This window comes from Bacillus coreaensis (assembly GCF_050586445.1).
Lineage (GTDB): Bacteria > Bacillota > Bacilli > Bacillales > Cytobacillaceae > Robertmurraya_A > Robertmurraya_A coreaensis.
Map to the genome: position 1 here is coordinate 389670 of NZ_JBOCCY010000002.1, position 18092 is coordinate 407761.

The following is an 18092-nucleotide window of genomic DNA, read 5'->3' on the forward strand; positions in this document are numbered from 1 at the left end:
AGTGCTAGCTGCCGAATTGTTGGGACAAATTGATCAGATTAAAACGTTTAAACGTTATGGTAGAGTGAAGCGTGTCGTAGGTCTAACGATTGAATCGCAAGGACCAGAAAGCTCAATCGGTGATGTTTGTTACATTCATATCGGCAAAAACAACCGGAAAATTCAAGCTGAGGTTGTTGGTTTTAAGGATGAGAATATACTGCTTATGCCGTATACGAGCTTAAATGAAATCTCCCCTGGCTGTTTGGTAGAGGCAACATTGAAGCCATTAGAGGTGAAGATAGGTCCAGCTTTAATCGGCAGTGTACTAGATTCTTTAGGTCAACCACTTGATGGGAGTCAACTTCCAAAAGGCCTTGGGTCGGTTGGAACAGACCAGGATCCACCTAATCCAATGACAAGACCACCGATATCAGAACCTGTAGAAGTAGGAGTTCGATTAATCGATAGTCTTCTAACAGTTGGTATGGGTCAGCGTGTAGGAATATTTGCCGGGAGTGGTGTAGGTAAAAGTACATTACTTGGAATGATCGCGCGTAATACAAATGCTGATTTGAATGTGATCGCATTAATTGGTGAACGTGGTCGAGAGGTTCGAGAGTTTATTGAAAAAGATTTAGGACCCGAGGGCTTAGCAAGGTCGATCGTTATTGTCGCAACTTCTGATCAGCCAGCATTGATGAGAATCAAGGGTGCTTTTACGGCAACCGCCATCGCTGAGTATTTTCGTGACAGGGGGTTAAACGTCATGATGATGATGGACTCAGTGACCAGGGTAGCTATGGCACAGCGGGAAGTAGGGTTGGCCATTGGTGAGCCACCGACTACGAAAGGGTATACACCTTCTGTCTTTGCGATCTTACCAAGATTATTAGAGAGAACTGGAACGAATAGGCATGGATCAATTACGGCGTTTTATACGGTACTAGTCGATGGGGATGACATGAATGAGCCGATTGCGGATACCGTTCGTGGGATATTGGACGGACACTTTGTTCTGGATCGATCATTAGCTAATAAAGGCCAGTATCCAGCTGTTAATGTGCTGAAAAGCGTGAGTAGAATCATGAACAATATAGTACCTGAAGCCCATAAAAAATCTGCTGAAAAACTGAGAGAGCTGTTAAGCACTTATATCAATTCTGAAGATTTGATAAATATCGGTGCTTATAAGCGAGGTTCTTCAAAAGAAATAGATGATGCCATTACTTCATACCCTAAAATTATTTCGTTTATTAAGCAAGCAACAGATGAAAGGGTATCCTTTGAAGAAGGTGTCCAATCGTTATATGAATTACTTGGAAGAAGTGACTAATAATGAGATATGAGTTCAAGTTTCATAAAATCCTCGCTGTAAAAGAACGTGAAAAAGATGAAGCTGTTTCAATCTACCAAGATTCAGTTAGAAAGTTTGAGGAAGTGGCTGAAAAGCTATATGAGCTGTTAAAAAGGAAAGAGGATCTTGAAGTGTATCAGTCTGAGCGGCTTCATGGAGGACTATCCATTCAAGAGATTCGTCATCACCAACAGTTTATAAGTAATATCGAAAAGATGATTGATCACTACCAAAAGATGGTGATCAACGCAAGAAACAGAATGCTGCTATTTCAGGAAAAATTGTTAGAAAAAAATATAGAAGTAAAGAAATATGAAAAAATCCGTGAAAAGGATTACTTAAAATTTACCGAGGATATAAAAGTGATTGAAGGTAAACAAATGGACGATATCTCGATACAAATGTACATGAATCGAGAAGGTTAGGTGATAGAATGGCAAAGGAAATCGAAGAAATAGAAGAAAAGAAATCGAATAAATTTCAAATGTTCATTTTTGTCTTTCTTATTCCCTTCTTGTTTTTAGTCACAGTTGCGTTAGTCGTTTTAAGCTTTGCTGGGGTCAATATATTTGAAAAGTCCAAAGAGCTTGGTGCACAGATTCCGTTTGTTTCCTCACTAATTACAGAAGAAGGAACACAATCAGAGGAAGAGCGGGAAAAGAGCGTAATCGCATTAGAAGGTGAGATCAAGGATCGAGAGGCAAAGATTGAAAAACTGGAATCTGAAATTGAAGGTAAAGATGATCAGTTAGAGCGGTCAAATCTTGAAAAAGAACAACTACAGCAACAAATTGATGAACTTTTGGCAATTCAAGAGGAAAACAAGCGAGCGTTTAAAGATATTATTAAAACGTATGAAACGATGTCTGCGAAAAAGGCTGCACCAATTATTACAGCTATGAGTGAACAAGAAGCACTAAAAATACTAACAACCATTAAATCAGATCAACTTGCTGCGATTATGGAAAATATGACAGCAGAGGATGCTGCAAAATATACAGAGCTTCTAACAGCTGAAAGCAACGAACAGTAACCTTTTATTTCATTCGAAGGAGGTGAAAATGAAAACATGCAAATCGAGAGCCTAGGTTTCACGCAAAAGCTTGCTTCACAGTTGAACAAGGTTTCTACGAGCCAAGAGACATCATCCTTCTCAAAGCTTCTCCAATCAGTTACTGCTTCTGCAGAAGAGACTTCGAATGATAACGCGGAATTGAAACTAACTGCTACCGAAGTAAAAGACCTTTTAGCCTTATTATCTAAGGATGATCTCTTAGATGTGGAAGACGGTTTACAGTTGCTAGATCAATTGATTTCAAATAGTAACGAAGATTTACTTACGATGATTGAGAATTATTTAGGTATGAGTCATATCCAATTTCAAAATCTGTTGTCTAACGTAATGGAGAAGCTTCAGATTGAAGGCGGAGAAGGTCAAAGTGATTTAGCCAAACTGCTTCAAGTCATAGAGAAAATGAGTAATTTAACGGTGAGCCAGCTCCATAGCGTTCTAGATAAAGACTCGTTAAAGCTGATAAAGTCGGCAAAGCTTTATGAACTTATGGCGAAAAATCAAGATTCTTTAAATGAGGAATCTAGCAAAATTGATTTTAAGTCGTTAAGTGCAAAGTTAACAAGCATCCTTGAGGGAAATTTGTTAAAAAGTGACCAAGCTGCTTCCAGATTAGCCTTTTTAAAGCAAACTTTTTCAGGTATTTTAACGAATTCCTCTGCAAAAGAAGAATCAACCAGTACAAACTCATCAAAAACAGAGATGATTTCTGGTTCTGTTCAATTTATGCAGATATCAAGACCGGAACAATTGACGCTAACTCTTTCAACTGGTACAAAGCAAGTGCAAACGGAACAATTAATAAAGCAGTTTGAAAGTATTTTAGCTAGAAGTCAATTTTCAAATGTAAATGGTGTTCAAAGATTGTTTCTACAGCTAAATCCAGGTCATTTAGGTTCGTTACGAATTGAGATTATTCAACAGGATTCTGTTATGGTTGCGAAAATTGTCACATCAACGCAGGCGGCAAAGGAAGCGATTGAAGGGCAACTAAGTCAATTGAAACAAGCCTTTAATACTCAAAACATTCAGGTTGAACGTGTCGAGATATCTCAGCAAACAGCAGGTCAAGAGCGATTTTTAAACCGAGATAGTGAACAAGAACAGGCAAGACAGGAACAAGCTGAACGAAAGGAAGAGCAAACATCTGATCAAGATTTTATCTCATCCTTTGAAGAAGCACTCTTAAATACGGAAGTGTAGGTGAAACAAATGGCAAACACGATTAATTCATCTCTTTTACTATCAAACTATCAAACTGCACAAAGGCAAACGGGCTCTAGTAACCTAGGAAAAGATGAGTTTTTAAAAATATTAATGACTCAGTTGCAGAATCAAGATCCTTTAAATCCAATGCAGGATAAAGACTTTATAGCACAAATGGCCACTTTTACAAGTCTTGAGCAAATGACCAATATGAACAAATCAATTGAAACACTAGTTAGTGCTCAAGAACAAAACCAATTAGTTTCATACAGTCAATTTATTGGAAAAGAGGTTAGTTGGCATAAGCTTACTGAATCTGAAGATGGTAGTACTTCTGAAGTTGAACAAGGAACTGGGAAAATTGTCTCTTTGAAATTTACTGATGGACTAGCAGAGTTTCTATTAGAGGATGGAACGAGTTTAACTTCGGGTAATATTTCGCAAATCAACGATACAAAAGGTGACACCATGCTTTTACAAGCAAGTATGTTGATAGGTAAAACCGTTACTTATTCTTCTGAAAACAATGAAGTAAAACAAGCCAAGGTAACATCCGTTTCCTTTAAAGATGGGAAATCATTATTTCAGTTAGAAAATGGAGAGAGTGTGTCAAGTACAAGCATCACAAAAATAGAAGCGTAAAGGAATGGTTTGAATGGACAAGTCTATGTTTAGACCGATTCATTCGCAGCCGATTAGTAACCATCAACTCAGATCGGTTACATCTAAACCTACGAGCACGGACTCTTTCTCTAAGCATATACAAGGTGCATTACAACCAGAAAAACTAACGATAAGTAAACATGCAAAAGAACGAATGTCCCAAAGGGGAATTCAAATCGATGAGGCCAAGTGGGGTCAAATTCAAGAGAAAGTAAATGAAGCGAAGAAAATGGGTGTCAAAGATTCGCTCGTATTGTTACAGGATGCAGCCCTTATTATTAGTGCAAAGAATAATACAGTGATAACGGCTATGGATCGGCAGGAAGCAACTGCACAAATTTTTACAAATATAAATGGAACGATTATTTTAGAATAAATGTTTTGGCTGGACCAATTGGAGGCCAACAAGCTACTGACCGATAGAAGTAGCTTACTATGAAAGGGGAAACGGAAAAATGCTACGTTCAATGTATTCAGGAATTAGTGGAATGAAAAACTTCCAAACTAAGTTAGATGTAATTGGTAACAATATTGCAAATGTCAATACGTATGGCTTCAAAAAAGGTCGTGTGACATTTAAAGACACAATGAATCAAACAATTTCTGGAGCAAGTGCTGCACAAGACAACCGTGGTGGTAAAAATCCATTACAAGTTGGTCTAGGATCAACACTAGCAACGATTGATACCATTCATACACAATCAAGCTTGCAAACAACAGGTCGCTCACTTGACTTAGCGATCTCTGGTGATGGCTACTTTATGGTGAATCAAGGAGATGCTCAGTTTTACACAAGAGCTGGAAACTTCTATCTAGATGATAATGGTACATTAGTAAATGGTGATGGGTATAAAGTGCAAGCATTTACAGTGGATGAAAATGGAAATACGACAAATCAGCTTGGTGATGTGGCAGTTAACGTAAATGCTGTTTTACCACCTATTACTACAAGTAATATTGCGATTTCTGGTAACCTTGCAAGTAACTCAGTGAACAATGGTGCACCGTTTACACAGCAAGTTCAAGTGGTAGATAATACAGGCCAAGCGCACAGAATCGATGTGCATTTTGCCAAGACAGCAAATAATGAATGGGGTGTGTATGTAAATAAGCCAGCTCAATTAGCTGACGGCACATTTGATACACCTACAATGACTCTAGATTTTAGTTCAGGTACTGTAGACCCGCAAAATGGAACTACTGATATTACCATTGGAACAACTACAATTAACGGTGTTAACCTAGATTTCTCAGAATTAACACAAGTAGCAGGATCAACCAGCGCTCTAGTAAACCCTAACGGTAACACAGAAGGTGCCCTAGAAAGCTTTAACATCGGCTCTCTAGGTGAAATCAATGGTGTATATTCAAACGGTCTAGTTAGAACACTTGGTATACTTGCTCTTGCTAAATTCAGCAACTCTTCAGGTTTAACAAAAGCTGGAGGAAACCTTTTCCAAGAGTCCATTAACTCTGGTGTGGCAAATATTAATGTAGCAGGTGAAGGTAGAGGTTCAATCGCAGCTGGAACACTAGAAATGTCCAATGTTGACTTATCTGAAGAATTTACTGAAATGATCTCTGCACAAAGAGGATTCCAAGCAAATACACGTATTATTACAACTTCAGATGAAATCTTACAAGAGCTTGTAAACCTAAAACGATAAGCTAAGGGAGGGATAGGGTTGAGCTAAACTCTCAACCCTAATAATAGCCGTGATTAAAGTAACCCGTCTAAATGGCAAGTCATTCATGTTAAATGCTGTTTATATAGAAACAATCGAATCTTTTCCCGATACGACCATCACGCTTTCAAACGGGCGGAAATATGTCGTAAAAGAGGCAGAGGATCAAGTTTATGAAGCGATACAGAAGTTTTACCAATCTGTCAACCTTTTAGGACGGCTTCAGGTGGAGGATAAAGAAAATGAAGAAAAATAAGCTAGTCATGATTATGGCAATCTTGCTAGTCGCAATTACACTGGTGGGTGCCATAGCGGTTGTAGTGATTCTTAAGGTAACTGGGGAAGATAAAGAAAAGGAATTAACCATTGATGAAGTATTAGAAGCATCAGTAGATATTCCGCAAATGACAGCAAATCTAGCTAGTAATGACTTTATTCGTATCTCATTCAAAATTCAAACAGATAGTGTAGAAGCTAAAGAAGAATTAGAAAAAAGAGATTTTCAGGTGAAAAACATCATTATTTTAGAGCTATCTGAAAAGTCAGCTGAAGATTTAAAAGGTAAAGAAGGTCAGCAAAAGCTCGAGAATGACTTGAAATCAAAGATTTCTGAGATTATGCAAGAAGGAAAAGTAGAGCATGTGTATATTACTGAATCTCTCCTCCAGTAAGTTTACAACCTTAGAGAGGAAGAACGGAGGTGAGGAAATTTGTCAGGTGAAGTACTCTCACAAAGTGAAATAGATGCTCTCTTATCTGCACTTTCAACAGGGGAAATGGATGCCGATGAGTTAAAAAAGGAGCAATCCGAGAAGAAAGTTCGTGTGTATGACTTTAAAAGAGCACTAAGATTTTCAAAAGATCAAATCCGTAGTTTAACGCGAATACACGAAAATTTTGCTCGCTTGTTAACCACGTACTTCTCGGCTCAGTTACGTACGTATGTGCAAATATCAGTTGCATCAGCAGACCAAATTCCATACGAGGAATTCATTCGCTCCATTCCGAAAATGACAATCTTAAATGTTTTCGAGGTTCCTCCACTTGAAGGAAGAATTCTAATGGAAGTGAATCCTAATATCGCTTATGCCATGTTAGACCGCCTTATGGGTGGAAGAGGGTCTAGTATCAATAAAGTAGAAAATTTAACAGAAATCGAAACAAAGATCATGTCCAATACGTTTGAAAAATCGTTTGAAAACTTACAGGAAGCATGGTCAACAATCTCAGAAATTGATCCGTATTTAGCTGCGTTTGAGGTGAATCCGCAATTTCTGCAAATGGTATCCCCTAATGAGACAGTCGTCGTAATCTCTCTAAATACCGTGATAGGGGAAACAACGGGAATGATCAATATTTGTATTCCTCATGTTGTGCTAGAACCAATCATTCCAAAGCTTTCTGTCCACTATTGGATGCAAACAGAAAAGAAGGAAAGAGAGCCACAGGAGATTGCTCATTTAGAAAAAAGAATTCAAACAGCTAACGTACCTATTTCAGCAGAGCTTGGACATTCGGAAATTTCCATCCAAGATTTCCTTATGTTAGATATAGGTGATGTAATTGAGTTGAATCAAGCAATTGATGGAGCATTAACCATAAGAGTTGGAGATATACCTAAATTCTTAGCACAACCAGGAAAGGTAAATAAAAAGCTTGCAGTGCAAGTATTAGACACATTGAAGGGAGGAGACGATGATGGTGAGTGATGGCATGCTTTCACAAGATGAAATAGATGCTCTACTAAGAGGAACAGATGAACCTGAAAATGATATGGATACGAAAGAAAAGGCCATTAATGTGGAAGACTATCTTTCTTCAATGGAACAAGATGCTCTTGGGGAAATAGGGAATATTTCGTTTGGTAGTTCAGCAACAGCACTATCAACTCTTCTAAATCAAAAGGTAGATATAACAACACCAACTGTTGTTGTTATACCAAAAAGTAGACTGGCAGAGGAATTCCCACAACCATATGTTGCGATACAAGTGAGTTATACAGAAGGATTTTCAGGAACAAATCTTTTGGTTATTCAGCAATCTGATGCAGCGATTATAGCTGATTTAATGTTAGGTGGAGATGGGATTCAACCAGCCGATCTAATGGGAGAAATTCAATTAAGTGCAGTTCAAGAAGCAATGAATCAAATGATGGGATCTTCAGCCACATCAATGTCGACCATTTTTAGTAAAAAGGTAGATATTTCACCACCTTCGATTGACATATTAAATGTACTTGAAGGGGAAGGAACAGATAGACTTCCTGTTGATGATATGTTAGTAAAGATATCTTTCCGACTAAAAGTGGGAGAATTAATTGACTCAAGTATCATGCAATTGGTGCCATTAGAATTTGCAAAAGGGCTAGTGGATGAATTGTTAAATCCGACTCCCACAAATGAGATGGAATCAGGTAAAATAGAGGATACGAATACTCATGGGGCTAATGACCTAGTAGAGCCTACACCAGTTCCTAGCGTATCGCATCAACCTCCAATGCAAGGAGGGTATGGTGGGCAAATGCAACCACCTATACAAACTCATCCGACCCAAGAGCAATGGGGTCAAGTACCACCACCTGGGATTTACCAAGCGCCACCAAATCAGGCATATCCACAAGGGCCACAGCATTTTGGGTCACCTTATGCGTCATTGGGGGCACAACCAAATGTTCAGCCAGCAAGTTTTTCGAGCTTTGAGCAATATCCGCCACTTCAGCAATCAGAGTCTAAAAACCTTGATATGTTGTTAGATATTCCTCTTCAGGTAACGGTCGAGCTTGGTCGAACAAGGCGATCAGTTAAAGAAATCCTTGAGTTATCTTCAGGTTCGATTATTGAACTGGACAAACTAGCAGGAGAACCAGTGGATATTCTTGTAAATAATCGCCTAATTGCAAAAGGTGAGGTTGTTGTTATTGATGAAAACTTTGGTGTTCGTGTAACAGACATCATTAGTCAGAGTGATCGAATAAAAAAACTAAGATAATCAGTTGGGGGTTAAATTATTATGGCACATAAAATACTTATTGTTGACGATGCTGCATTTATGCGAATGATGATAAAGGATATACTATCGAAGAATGGATATGAAGTTGTTGGAGAAGCGGCTGACGGAGCTCAAGCGGTTGAGAAATATAAAGAGACAAGCCCAGACCTAGTGACAATGGATATCACGATGCCAGAAATGGATGGAATTACTGCATTAAAGGAAATTAAGAAAATTAATCCAAATGCAAAGGTCATTATGTGTTCTGCTATGGGTCAGCAAGCGATGGTTATTGATGCAATCCAAGCTGGAGCAAAGGACTTTATTGTAAAACCCTTCCAAGCGGATCGTGTAATTGAAGCAATCTCAAAAACACTTGGTTAATAATTAAAATTAGAGGTGCAGCGCATTGCAAAAAGGAAAGTTATTCTTCAAAGTGTTGCTTCTAGTACTTATTGCTTTGCTGGGCTCCAATCAAGGAGCCTTCGCAGAGCAATTTAACAGTATTAAGGACTGCTTAGAGGACGAAAGCAAATGTAGTGAAGATCAACTTAAAGAAGTAGAAAATAATGAGGAAACTACGGCTGATAATAATGAAAATACACCAACTGTAGGTTTGACCTTCTGGGACTTCTTAAAAATGATTTTTGCAACCATATTTGTCATTGCATTATTGTATACAGTATTAAAGTTTATCAATAAAAGAAGTCGGTCCTTCTCAAGTAATCAACTTGTGGAGAATTTAGGTGGAACAGCGTTAGGAACAAATCGTTCCATTCAAATTGTGAAAATAGGGAACCGTGTGTTAGTAGTTGGAGTAGGCGAGGATGTAAAGCTTCTAAAAGAGATCGATGATGAGGAAGAAGCACGTCAAATCATTGAAGATTATAACAATCGTATGGACCAGCTTGTTCAACCAAGCGATATTGTGACAAAGCTAATTGAAAGAACTCGGAATATGAAACAAAGTAATAGAGGAGAAGAAGTATCATCATTTTCCTCTACGTTAAAAGCTCAGCTTGAGGAACTCTCTAAAGGGAGGAAAAAGCTTCTTGATGAAATGGAAAAGAAAGGGTCAGACAAGCGATGAATGAATTTATGGAGTTTTTTAACGGCAGCGATCCTGAAAATGTGTCTACCTCAGTAAGGCTACTGTTAATGCTTACGGTTCTTTCTTTGGCTCCTAGTATTTTGGTTCTGATGACTTCCTTCGTCCGAATTGTAATCGTTCTTTCCTTTGTCAGAACGGCGCTTGCTACACAACAAATGCCACCGAATCAAGTGTTAATTGGATTAGCTTTATTTTTAAGCTTTTTTATCATGGCCCCAACTTTTCAAGAAGTAAACGATCAAGCGTTAACACCGTTATTTAACGAAGAAATTAATCTTGAAGAAGCCTATTCAAGAGCTTCTTTACCATTAAAAGAGTTTATGAGTGCACATACAAGGCAAAAAGATCTAGCTCTATTTCTAGAATATTCAAAGGCGGAGCGACCAGAAACCGTAGCGGATATTCCTCTAACGACACTTGTACCAGCGTTTGCTATCAGTGAGATAAAGACGGCTTTTCAGATCGGTTTTATGGTATTTATTCCATTTTTAGTTATCGATATGATCGTTGCAAGTGTCTTAATGTCTATGGGTATGATGATGCTTCCACCGGTTATGATTTCTTTGCCATTTAAAATATTGCTATTTGTTTTAGTAGACGGTTGGTACTTAGTGGTTAAATCACTACTAGATAGCTTCTAAGAAGGTGATTGGATTTGACTCCAGATAGTGTAATTGCCATTGCTGAACAGGGGATATGGGTGGTCATTATGATTTCCGGACCCTTGCTAGCATTGGCCTTAATAGTGGGTTTAATAATAAGTATATTTCAGGCAACAACACAGATTCAAGAACAAACACTTGCGTTCGTTCCGAAGATTGTTGCAGTATTGCTAGGGCTAGTGTTTTTTGGACCTTGGATGCTAAGTCATATGCTATCTTATGCAAGCGAAATCTTTACTAATTTAACAAGGTATGTGGGATAACCTATGGTAGACTTTCTTCCGATGTTCCCGGCATTTTTATTAGTGTTTGTACGGGTTACTTCTTTTTTCTTATTAATGCCCTTATTTTCTTATCGTTCAATTCCGACTACTCATAAGGTAGGACTTGGCTTTTTCTTGTCATGGATTATGATTTTTACATTCGATGCACCGGTTTTAGAAATAAACGGTGCTTACTTTTTATTAATTATTAAAGAGGCAATGATTGGTATTATGTTAGGTTTTATCGCTTATGTCATTATGGCGGCCATTCAAATAGCTGGTGGCTTTATTGACTTTCAAATGGGCTTAGCGATTGCCAATGTTATAGATCCTCAGACGGGAACACAGAGTCCATTAATGGGGCAATATTTATATACGATATCATTGTTCTTCTTATTGGCATTAAACGGACATCATCTTTTACTGGATGGAATTTATTTTAGTTATCAATTCATTCCATTAGATCAAGCTTGGATTCCTTTAGGAGATGAAAGCATACCTAATTATATTCTTACATCCATTTCAAAAATGTTTGGCGTTGCCCTCCAATTATCTATACCGATTGTTGGAAGCCTATTTTTGGTCGATGTTGCCCTCGGAATTGTGGCACGGACAGTACCACAGCTAAATATTTTTGTAGTGGGTCTTCCCTTAAAATTAGGTGTTGGTTTTATTGTTCTTATTGCAGTAATGAGTATATTAATGGGTGCTGTTGCAACACTATTTGAAACGATGTTATCAACAATGAGAGGGTTAATGGAATTGATTGGGGGTCTGTAGCTTGAAAACCCTACGTTTAGATTTGCAGTTCTTTTCAGGGGAAAAAACAGAAAAAGCTACCCCAAAGAAACGGCAAGAATCTCGTAAAAAAGGTCAGGTTGCTAAAAGTCAAGATGTAAATACAGCCGTCGTTTTACTTGCTGTTTTTTTGTTCCTTTTCTTTGCAGGTGGATATTTTAAAGATATCATTTTTCGTTTATTTCAACATTCCTTCCAAGAATATATGAAGCTAGAGATAACCGAAGGCAATATTCAAATGATGTTTATCGAAATTCTTAGTGAAATGGTTCTTATACTAGCACCAATAATGGCAGTCGCTATGGTAGCTGGTGTTGCATCGAATTTTGCTCAATTTGGATTTCTCTTTTCGACAGAAGCGATTCAGCCTAAGCTTGAAAAGCTTGATCCAATAAAGGGAGCAAAGAATATCTTTTCAATGCGGGCGATTGTAGAGCTCCTAAAGTCCATGTTGAAAATTAGTTTTGTCGGTGGAGTCACCTTTGCTGTACTTTGGAACCGGAAAGAAGATATTTTAATACTGTCACAAAAATCCATAGGCGCTTCTATGATTACGTTAGCCGGTTTAACCGTACAAATGGGACTAATTGCTTCTGCTTCCCTTTTATTTCTTTCCATCCTTGATTATATGTATCAAAAATACGACTTTGAAAAAAAGATTCGAATGTCTAAACAAGATATAAAAGATGAGTATAAGAACATCGAAGGGAATCCTGAAATTAAAGGGAAAATTAAGCAAAAACAACGGGAAATGGCGATGCGAAGAATGATGCAGGATGTTCCAACTGCGGACGTTGTTATTACGAATCCAACCCATTATGCTATTTGCTTAAAATATGATGAAACAAAGCAGGATGCTCCTTTTGTAGTAGCCAAGGGAGTAGATTTTATGGCTCAAAAAATTAAAATGGTCGCTAAAGAGCATGATGTCGTTATGATGGAAAACCGTCCGTTAGCAAGAGCATTGTACAGTCAAGCAGAAATTGGAGAAGCAATTCCCGAGGAGTTTTTTAAGGCAGTTGCAGAAATTCTAGCATTTGTTTATAAAACAAAGCAAAAGATATAAAGATATATTGTATTACTTGAGGAGAGATAGTGATGTCAGGACGAGATTTATCGGTAGTAGTAGGCGTAATATTAATTGTCGCGATGCTCATTATCCCTTTCCCAACATGGCTATTAAGCATACTAATTATGCTGAATATTTCATTGGCTCTTCTTGTGCTGTTAAATAGTATGAATATGAAGGAACCTCTACAATTTTCTGTTTTCCCATCCTTGTTATTACTTTTAACTCTTTATAGATTGGGGCTTAACGTATCAACAACAAGGGCAATCCTTACACATGGGGAAGCAGGTGGAGTGGTTGAAACCTTTGGATCTTTCGTAGTTGGGGGAAATGTAATTGTTGGGATTGTTGTTTTTATTATTCTTGTTATCATTCAATTCATTGTTATTACAAAAGGGTCAGAGCGTGTATCTGAGGTTGCTGCGAGATTTACACTAGATGCTATGCCTGGTAAGCAAATGAGTATAGATGCAGACTTAAATGCAGGAATGATATCTGAACATGAGGCAAAAGATCGTCGTGAAAAAGTTAGTAGGGAAGCAGATTTTTATGGAGCGATGGACGGAGCAAGTAAATTTGTTAAGGGAGATGCCATTGCAGGGATCATTATCGTAATGATCAACTTGATTTTCGGAATTGTTGTTGGTGTAACGCAACTTGGTTTACCAATAGCGGATGCTGCAAAACAATTCTCTTTACTAACGGTGGGAGATGGTATTGTTAGTCAGCTGCCTGCTTTATTAATATCAACTGCGACAGGTATTGTTGTAACAAGAGCCGCATCAGATGGGAATTTAGGAACAGATATTACCGGTCAGTTAATGGCCTATCCAAAAATGCTATATATTACCGGTGGAACAATCTTTATACTTGGCCTTTTTACACCGATAGAAGATATATTAACCATTCCAATCGCAGGACTTTTAATTTTTGGTGGGTATATGTACTCTAGAGTTCCTAAGCAGGACATCACAGAGATTCAAGAAATGGAAGAAGAAATTCAGACAGATGAAATGAAGAAGCCAGAAAGTGTCGTCAGTCTACTTAATGTAGATCCAATAGAATTTGAATTTGGTTATGGGCTTATCCCTTTAGCTGATTCAAATCAGGGCGGAGATTTACTCGACCGAATTGTTATGATCCGTAGACAGCTGGCAATCGAACTTGGTCTTGTGATACCTGTTGTGCGAATACGAGACAATATACAGCTTCAACCGAATGAGTATCGTTTAAAGATTAAGGGGAGCGAAATGGCAAGAGGTGAGCTGTTATTGGATCATTACTTGGCAATGAGCCCTGGCATTGATGACGATAGTATTGAGGGAATTGATACAGTAGAGCCTTCGTTCGGCTTACCTGCTAAATGGATTACTGAGGAAGTAAAAGAGAAAGCGGAAATTTTCGGATATACCGTCGTCGATCCCCCTTCTGTAGTATCTACTCATATTACCGAAGTAATAAAGAACAACGCACATGAATTACTGGGTCGTCAGGAAACGAAGCAGTTAATCGATCATTTAAAAGAAAGCTATCCGATTTTAGTAGAAGAGGTTACACCTAATCCTCTAACAGTTGGTGAAATCCAAAAAGTACTTGGAAAGCTTCTTCGTGAAAATGTATCGGTCAGAAACTTACCAATTATATTTGAAACACTTGCCGACTTTGGAAAGGTAACTACCGATACCGATTTATTAACTGAATACGTTCGACAAGCACTAGCGCGACAAATTACCAATCAATATCGTGCCGGTGGTCAAACGATTCGAGTGGTGACGGTATCGGGGAAAATTGAAAAGCTGATTGTCGATAACATTCAACAAACAGAGCATGGGAACTACTTAGCACTTGACCCTTCTGTATCACAATCTATTTTAGAATCACTGGCTACTCAGGTAGAACAATTATCTATTATAGAACAATCGCCAATTGTGTTATGTTCACCAGCTGTAAGAATGTACGTTAGACAATTAACAGAACGATATTTTCCACAGATACCGATTCTCTCATACAACGAGCTTGAAGCGAATGTAGAAGTACAAAGCGTTGGGGTGGTGAATATAGATTGAAAGTAAAAAAATATACAGCTCCAAATATGCCTGAGGCAATGAAGCAAATTCGAGCGGAGCTTGGAAACGATGCAGTTATATTAAATTCTAAGATTGTCACGACCGGGGGATTCTTAGGTTTTTTTACAAAGGAAAATATTGAAGTCATTGCGGCCATTGATGAAGTGATACAAGCCGAAAGAAAAATGCAATTTGAACAGCCAAAGGTAAAGGTAAAGCCTATTGTGAAGCCAGTGCCTACAATGATAAATAGAGAAGAGGTACATTTACCGAGCAGGACTGTAGAACCCTCTATCCCTAAGCCCTTACCTAACCAACCGACAAGTGAAGGGAATAAAAAGCTTGAACAGGATATGCTTGCAGAAATTGCAGGATTAAAAAAGATGCTACAAACAGTTACAGAGCAGCAACCGGATCTTCCTCTTCCTGAGCCTATTCAGAAATGTGGGCAGTTGTTGCTTGATCAGGATGTTCCAAAAGACATAAGAGATGAACTCATGTCTTCCCTTCTCCAAAAATGGTATTCAAATGGTTCGGGTGCAAACGAAAGAGAAGTAAATAAGTGGTTGCGTCAAGAATTATACGAACGTTTAAGTACTCTTTCCTTTGGTGGGATTACCTTTACAAAAAAATATATAAACCTTGTTGGACCAACGGGTGTTGGAAAGACGACAACATTAGCGAAAATTGCTGCCGAGTGCGCATTGAAGTATAAAAAAAGGGTGGCGTTAATCACTACTGATACGTATCGAATTGCAGCCATTGATCAGTTAAAAACCTATGCAAAAATTCTAAATGTCCCATTAGAGGTTTGCTATAGCCTAGAAGATTACAAGCAAGCGTGTGAAGCATTTAAGGATTACGATATTGTGTTGATTGATACCGCAGGCAGAAATTTTCGGAACCAACAATATGTTGAGGACTTAAAAAAAGTTGTTGATTTTGAACAGGATATGGAAACATTTCTTGTGTTAGCTTTAACAGCTAAACAAAAAGACATGATTGATATTTACAAACAATTTTCGTTGATAAAAATCAATAAATTTATTTTTACGAAAGCTGATGAAACTTCTACATATGGTGCCATGCTCCATATGATGAAAACGAGTCATATCGGTGTGGCCTACATTACAAACGGACAAAATGTACCTGATGATATGATTTCAGCAAATCGTGAGCAAGTAACGAATTTGATACTTGGGGTCGAATAAGCCATGAAAGATCAAGCAGAAATGTTAAGACAAAGAATTCAACAAATGAGTGGAAAGCCATCACCAAAAACCCTGGCAGTCGTTAGTGGAAAGGGTGGAGTTGGGAAATCAAATTTCTCATTAAACTTTTCCATTTCTTTAGCGAGTCGAGGATACAAGGTCCTCCTTTTTGATATGGATGTTGGAATGGGGAATATAGATATTTTGATTGGCCAATCTGCATCCAACTCGATAGTCGACTATTTTGAAGGACGTAAAACACTGTCCGAAATTGTTTCTACTGGTCCACATGGGTTACATTATGTTGCTGGTGGAACAGGTTTATCCCATTTTGTTAATATGGACAAGCTAGTTCACATGAAGTTTACAGAAGATTTGTCGAGTCTTCTTTCAGATTATGAATACATCCTTTTTGATATGGGTGCAGGTGCCACAAAAGAAACGGTGCCTTTTATCCTCGCAGTTGATGAAATTCTAGTGGTTACAACTCCAGAACCAACGTCAATTACAGATGCATATGCGATGATGAAACATATTCATTTACATGATTCGAGTCTTCCATTTTTGCTTATCGTAAATAGAGTACATTCTGAAAGTGAAGGAATGGAAACATTTAAACGATTACGAACTGTAGTCAATCGATTTTTAAACCGTGATATTATCGAGTTCGGTATGATACCGGATGATCGGCAAGTCCATCAAGCGGTAACGAAACAGACGCCATTTATTTTTAACGAGAAAGCACCAGCTGCTAAAGCGTTACAACAAATGACCAGTCGTTTTGAGGCTAGACAATTTGAAACAATTTCTGATAAGCCTAAGACGCATTTTGTTTCAAAACTAAAGCGATTTTTGTTTGAAAGGTAGTGCTTGTTCATGAGCAAAATTAAAGTGCTTATAGTGGATGATTCGGCATTTATGAGAAAGCTCATTCAAGACTTTTTAACCGAGGATCCAAGAATGACTGTTGTCGGTTCAGCAAGAAATGGTGAAGACGCAATAAAAAAAGTAATAGAACTTGAACCTGATGTAGTAACATTGGACGTTGAAATGCCGATATTAAATGGGATTGAAGCATTAAAACGAATTATGACTGAGAAACCAACTCCAGTCGTCATGCTCTCGAGTACAACAAAACAGGGAGCCGAAAACACGATACTAGCGATTCAATATGGAGCAACTGATTTTATTACAAAGCCATCAGGTGCCATTTCTCTAGACTTGCATAAAGTGAAGGAAGAATTGGTAGAAAAGGTAGTGTCTGCAAGTAAAGCCAATATAAAGCAGCTTGTGAAGGCGGATAGTCAGGAAAAAAACACTGTAAAAAAGCATATTGATTATAGTAAAATAGAACCAAGTAAAAAGCATCAATTCAATGTTTTATCAGGAAAAAAAATAGTGTGTATAGGTACATCTACGGGTGGACCACGTGCGCTACAACAAGTGATAACGAAGCTACCGAAGACGATTGATGCCCCTGTTTTAGTAGTCCAGCATATGCCAGCTGGATTTACGAAGAGTCTGGCTGTAAGATTAGACTCCCTTTCAGAGGTTCATGTTAAAGAAGCTGAAGAAGGAGACATTATTCAAAAAGGAACAGTCTATATTGCACCAGGTGGATTTCATTTGAAACTTAAATGGGTAGGAGCAAACTTAGCTATTCATTTAGATCAATCCCCTCCAAGAAATGGTCATCGTCCCGCTGTGGATGTGATGTTTGAGTCCTGTAGTGAGCTATCTTCCCATGCGAAAATTTCCGTTATCATGACTGGGATGGGATCGGATGGTACAAAAGGACTAATCAAGTTAAAAGAGTCAGGAAATGTAGTTGCTATCGCGGAATCAGAGGAAACATCCATCGTTTTTGGAATGCCGAAAGCAGCTATAGCAACAAAGTTAGTAGATGAAATCAAAAACGTTGATAATATTGCAGAAACAATAATGAAATACGTATAACTCCAA

21 protein-coding genes are annotated in these 18092 nt (G+C 38.1%); all 21 read left to right on the plus strand.

From position 1 onward, the window contains the following. The first annotated feature begins 1 nt into the window (after position 1). The 21 genes from fliI (at position 2) to ACQ5H4_RS05250 (ending at position 18086) form a co-directional block, all read left to right on the plus strand. Entirely contained in the window at positions 2–1315 is a 1314-nt protein-coding gene (gene fliI, locus ACQ5H4_RS05150) for a flagellar protein export ATPase FliI (protein WP_430774054.1), read from the plus strand. Positions 1316–1317: 2 nt separating this feature from the next. Next, entirely contained in the window at positions 1318–1761 is a 444-nt protein-coding gene (fliJ, locus tag ACQ5H4_RS05155) for a flagellar export protein FliJ (protein WP_119707539.1), read from the plus strand. 8 nt (positions 1762–1769) lie between these two features. Further along, positions 1770–2369, plus strand: coding sequence for a MotE family protein (locus ACQ5H4_RS05160; protein WP_430773908.1), 600 nt, complete (start codon positions 1770–1772; stop codon positions 2367–2369). Positions 2370–2405: 36 nt separating this feature from the next. After that, complete coding sequence (locus tag ACQ5H4_RS05165; protein WP_430773909.1) at positions 2406–3611, plus strand: flagellar hook-length control protein FliK; 1206 nt, start codon at positions 2406–2408, stop codon at positions 3609–3611. A 9-nt stretch (positions 3612–3620) separates the two neighbouring features. Then, on the plus strand, positions 3621–4256 hold the full coding sequence (gene flgD / locus ACQ5H4_RS05170) for a flagellar hook assembly protein FlgD (RefSeq protein ID WP_430773910.1): 636 nt from the start codon (positions 3621–3623) through the stop codon (positions 4254–4256). A 13-nt stretch (positions 4257–4269) separates the two neighbouring features. After that, positions 4270–4653: a TIGR02530 family flagellar biosynthesis protein gene (locus tag ACQ5H4_RS05175; RefSeq protein WP_430773911.1), complete on the plus strand. Its 384-nt coding sequence runs from the start codon at positions 4270–4272 to the stop codon at positions 4651–4653. A 79-nt stretch (positions 4654–4732) separates the two neighbouring features. Further along, complete coding sequence (locus ACQ5H4_RS05180; protein ID WP_430773912.1) at positions 4733–5944, plus strand: flagellar hook protein FlgE; 1212 nt, start codon at positions 4733–4735, stop codon at positions 5942–5944. Between the two features lie 49 nt (positions 5945–5993). Continuing rightward, positions 5994–6218 (plus strand): flagellar FlbD family protein, encoded by a 225-nt coding sequence (locus ACQ5H4_RS05185; RefSeq protein ID WP_340903205.1) that lies wholly within the window; start codon positions 5994–5996, stop codon positions 6216–6218. Then, complete coding sequence (gene fliL / locus ACQ5H4_RS05190; RefSeq protein WP_430773913.1) at positions 6205–6633, plus strand: flagellar basal body-associated protein FliL; 429 nt, start codon at positions 6205–6207, stop codon at positions 6631–6633. Before ACQ5H4_RS05185 ends, fliL begins: the two co-directional genes overlap by 14 nt. A gap of 39 nt (positions 6634–6672) precedes the next feature. Next, the gene (gene fliM / locus ACQ5H4_RS05195; protein WP_430773914.1) at positions 6673–7671 is read left to right on the plus strand and encodes a flagellar motor switch protein FliM; all 999 of its coding nucleotides are present in this window, start codon (positions 6673–6675) and stop codon (positions 7669–7671) included. Beyond that, positions 7661–8950 carry a flagellar motor switch phosphatase FliY gene (gene fliY / locus ACQ5H4_RS05200; RefSeq protein ID WP_430774055.1) on the plus strand — a complete coding sequence of 430 codons (1290 nt, stop codon included), beginning with the start codon at positions 7661–7663 and terminating at the stop codon, positions 8948–8950. Before fliM ends, fliY begins: the two co-directional genes overlap by 11 nt. 21 nt (positions 8951–8971) lie before the next feature. Next, a complete protein-coding gene (gene cheY / locus ACQ5H4_RS05205) occupies positions 8972–9334 on the plus strand; it encodes a chemotaxis protein CheY (protein ID WP_066053291.1) in 363 nt (120 codons plus the stop codon). A gap of 25 nt (positions 9335–9359) precedes the next feature. Next, positions 9360–10040, plus strand: coding sequence for a flagellar biosynthetic protein FliO (locus tag ACQ5H4_RS05210; protein ID WP_430773915.1), 681 nt, complete (start codon positions 9360–9362; stop codon positions 10038–10040). After that, positions 10037–10702 (plus strand): flagellar type III secretion system pore protein FliP, encoded by a 666-nt coding sequence (fliP, locus tag ACQ5H4_RS05215; RefSeq protein ID WP_066053298.1) that lies wholly within the window; start codon positions 10037–10039, stop codon positions 10700–10702. The genes ACQ5H4_RS05210 and fliP overlap by 4 nt, the downstream gene beginning before the upstream one ends. A 14-nt stretch (positions 10703–10716) precedes the next feature. Further along, entirely contained in the window at positions 10717–10986 is a 270-nt protein-coding gene (gene fliQ / locus ACQ5H4_RS05220; protein ID WP_430773916.1) for a flagellar biosynthesis protein FliQ, read from the plus strand. Positions 10987–10989: 3 nt separating this feature from the next. After that, positions 10990–11766: a flagellar biosynthetic protein FliR gene (gene fliR / locus ACQ5H4_RS05225; protein ID WP_430773917.1), complete on the plus strand. Its 777-nt coding sequence runs from the start codon at positions 10990–10992 to the stop codon at positions 11764–11766. 1 nt (position 11767) lies between these two features. Continuing rightward, the gene (gene flhB, locus ACQ5H4_RS05230) at positions 11768–12850 is read left to right on the plus strand and encodes a flagellar biosynthesis protein FlhB (protein ID WP_430773918.1); all 1083 of its coding nucleotides are present in this window, start codon (positions 11768–11770) and stop codon (positions 12848–12850) included. Positions 12851–12882: 32 nt separating this feature from the next. Next, on the plus strand, positions 12883–14919 hold the full coding sequence (gene flhA / locus ACQ5H4_RS05235; RefSeq protein ID WP_430773919.1) for a flagellar biosynthesis protein FlhA: 2037 nt from the start codon (positions 12883–12885) through the stop codon (positions 14917–14919). Then, a complete protein-coding gene (gene flhF, locus ACQ5H4_RS05240; RefSeq protein WP_430773920.1) occupies positions 14916–16130 on the plus strand; it encodes a flagellar biosynthesis GTPase FlhF in 1215 nt (404 codons plus the stop codon). The genes flhA and flhF overlap by 4 nt, the downstream gene beginning before the upstream one ends. A 3-nt stretch (positions 16131–16133) precedes the next feature. Then, positions 16134–16997 carry a MinD/ParA family protein gene (locus ACQ5H4_RS05245; protein ID WP_430773921.1) on the plus strand — a complete coding sequence of 288 codons (864 nt, stop codon included), beginning with the start codon at positions 16134–16136 and terminating at the stop codon, positions 16995–16997. A 9-nt stretch (positions 16998–17006) separates the two neighbouring features. Further along, complete coding sequence (locus ACQ5H4_RS05250; RefSeq protein ID WP_430773922.1) at positions 17007–18086, plus strand: protein-glutamate methylesterase/protein-glutamine glutaminase; 1080 nt, start codon at positions 17007–17009, stop codon at positions 18084–18086. The last annotated feature ends 6 nt before the right edge of the window (positions 18087–18092 follow it).

Excerpts from the sequence above, each read along its gene's own strand:
- fliJ (WP_119707539.1), top strand. The coding sequence starts at position 1,318 with ATGAGATATGAGTTCAAGTTTCATAAAATCCTCGCTGTAAAAGAACGT.
- ACQ5H4_RS05160 (WP_430773908.1), top strand. The coding sequence starts at position 1,770 with ATGGCAAAGGAAATCGAAGAAATAGAAGAAAAGAAATCGAATAAATTT.
- ACQ5H4_RS05165 (WP_430773909.1), top strand. The coding sequence starts at position 2,406 with ATGCAAATCGAGAGCCTAGGTTTCACGCAAAAGCTTGCTTCACAGTTG.
- flgD (WP_430773910.1), top strand. The coding sequence starts at position 3,621 with ATGGCAAACACGATTAATTCATCTCTTTTACTATCAAACTATCAAACT.
- ACQ5H4_RS05175 (WP_430773911.1), top strand. The coding sequence starts at position 4,270 with ATGGACAAGTCTATGTTTAGACCGATTCATTCGCAGCCGATTAGTAAC.
- ACQ5H4_RS05180 (WP_430773912.1), top strand. The coding sequence starts at position 4,733 with ATGCTACGTTCAATGTATTCAGGAATTAGTGGAATGAAAAACTTCCAA.
- fliL (WP_430773913.1), top strand. The coding sequence starts at position 6,205 with ATGAAGAAAAATAAGCTAGTCATGATTATGGCAATCTTGCTAGTCGCA.
- fliY (WP_430774055.1), top strand. The coding sequence starts at position 7,661 with ATGGTGAGTGATGGCATGCTTTCACAAGATGAAATAGATGCTCTACTA.
- cheY (WP_066053291.1), top strand. The coding sequence starts at position 8,972 with ATGGCACATAAAATACTTATTGTTGACGATGCTGCATTTATGCGAATG.
- fliP (WP_066053298.1), top strand. The coding sequence starts at position 10,037 with ATGAATGAATTTATGGAGTTTTTTAACGGCAGCGATCCTGAAAATGTG.
- fliR (WP_430773917.1), top strand. The coding sequence starts at position 10,990 with ATGGTAGACTTTCTTCCGATGTTCCCGGCATTTTTATTAGTGTTTGTA.
- flhA (WP_430773919.1), top strand. The coding sequence starts at position 12,883 with ATGTCAGGACGAGATTTATCGGTAGTAGTAGGCGTAATATTAATTGTC.
- ACQ5H4_RS05245 (WP_430773921.1), top strand. The coding sequence starts at position 16,134 with ATGAAAGATCAAGCAGAAATGTTAAGACAAAGAATTCAACAAATGAGT.
- ACQ5H4_RS05250 (WP_430773922.1), top strand. The coding sequence starts at position 17,007 with ATGAGCAAAATTAAAGTGCTTATAGTGGATGATTCGGCATTTATGAGA.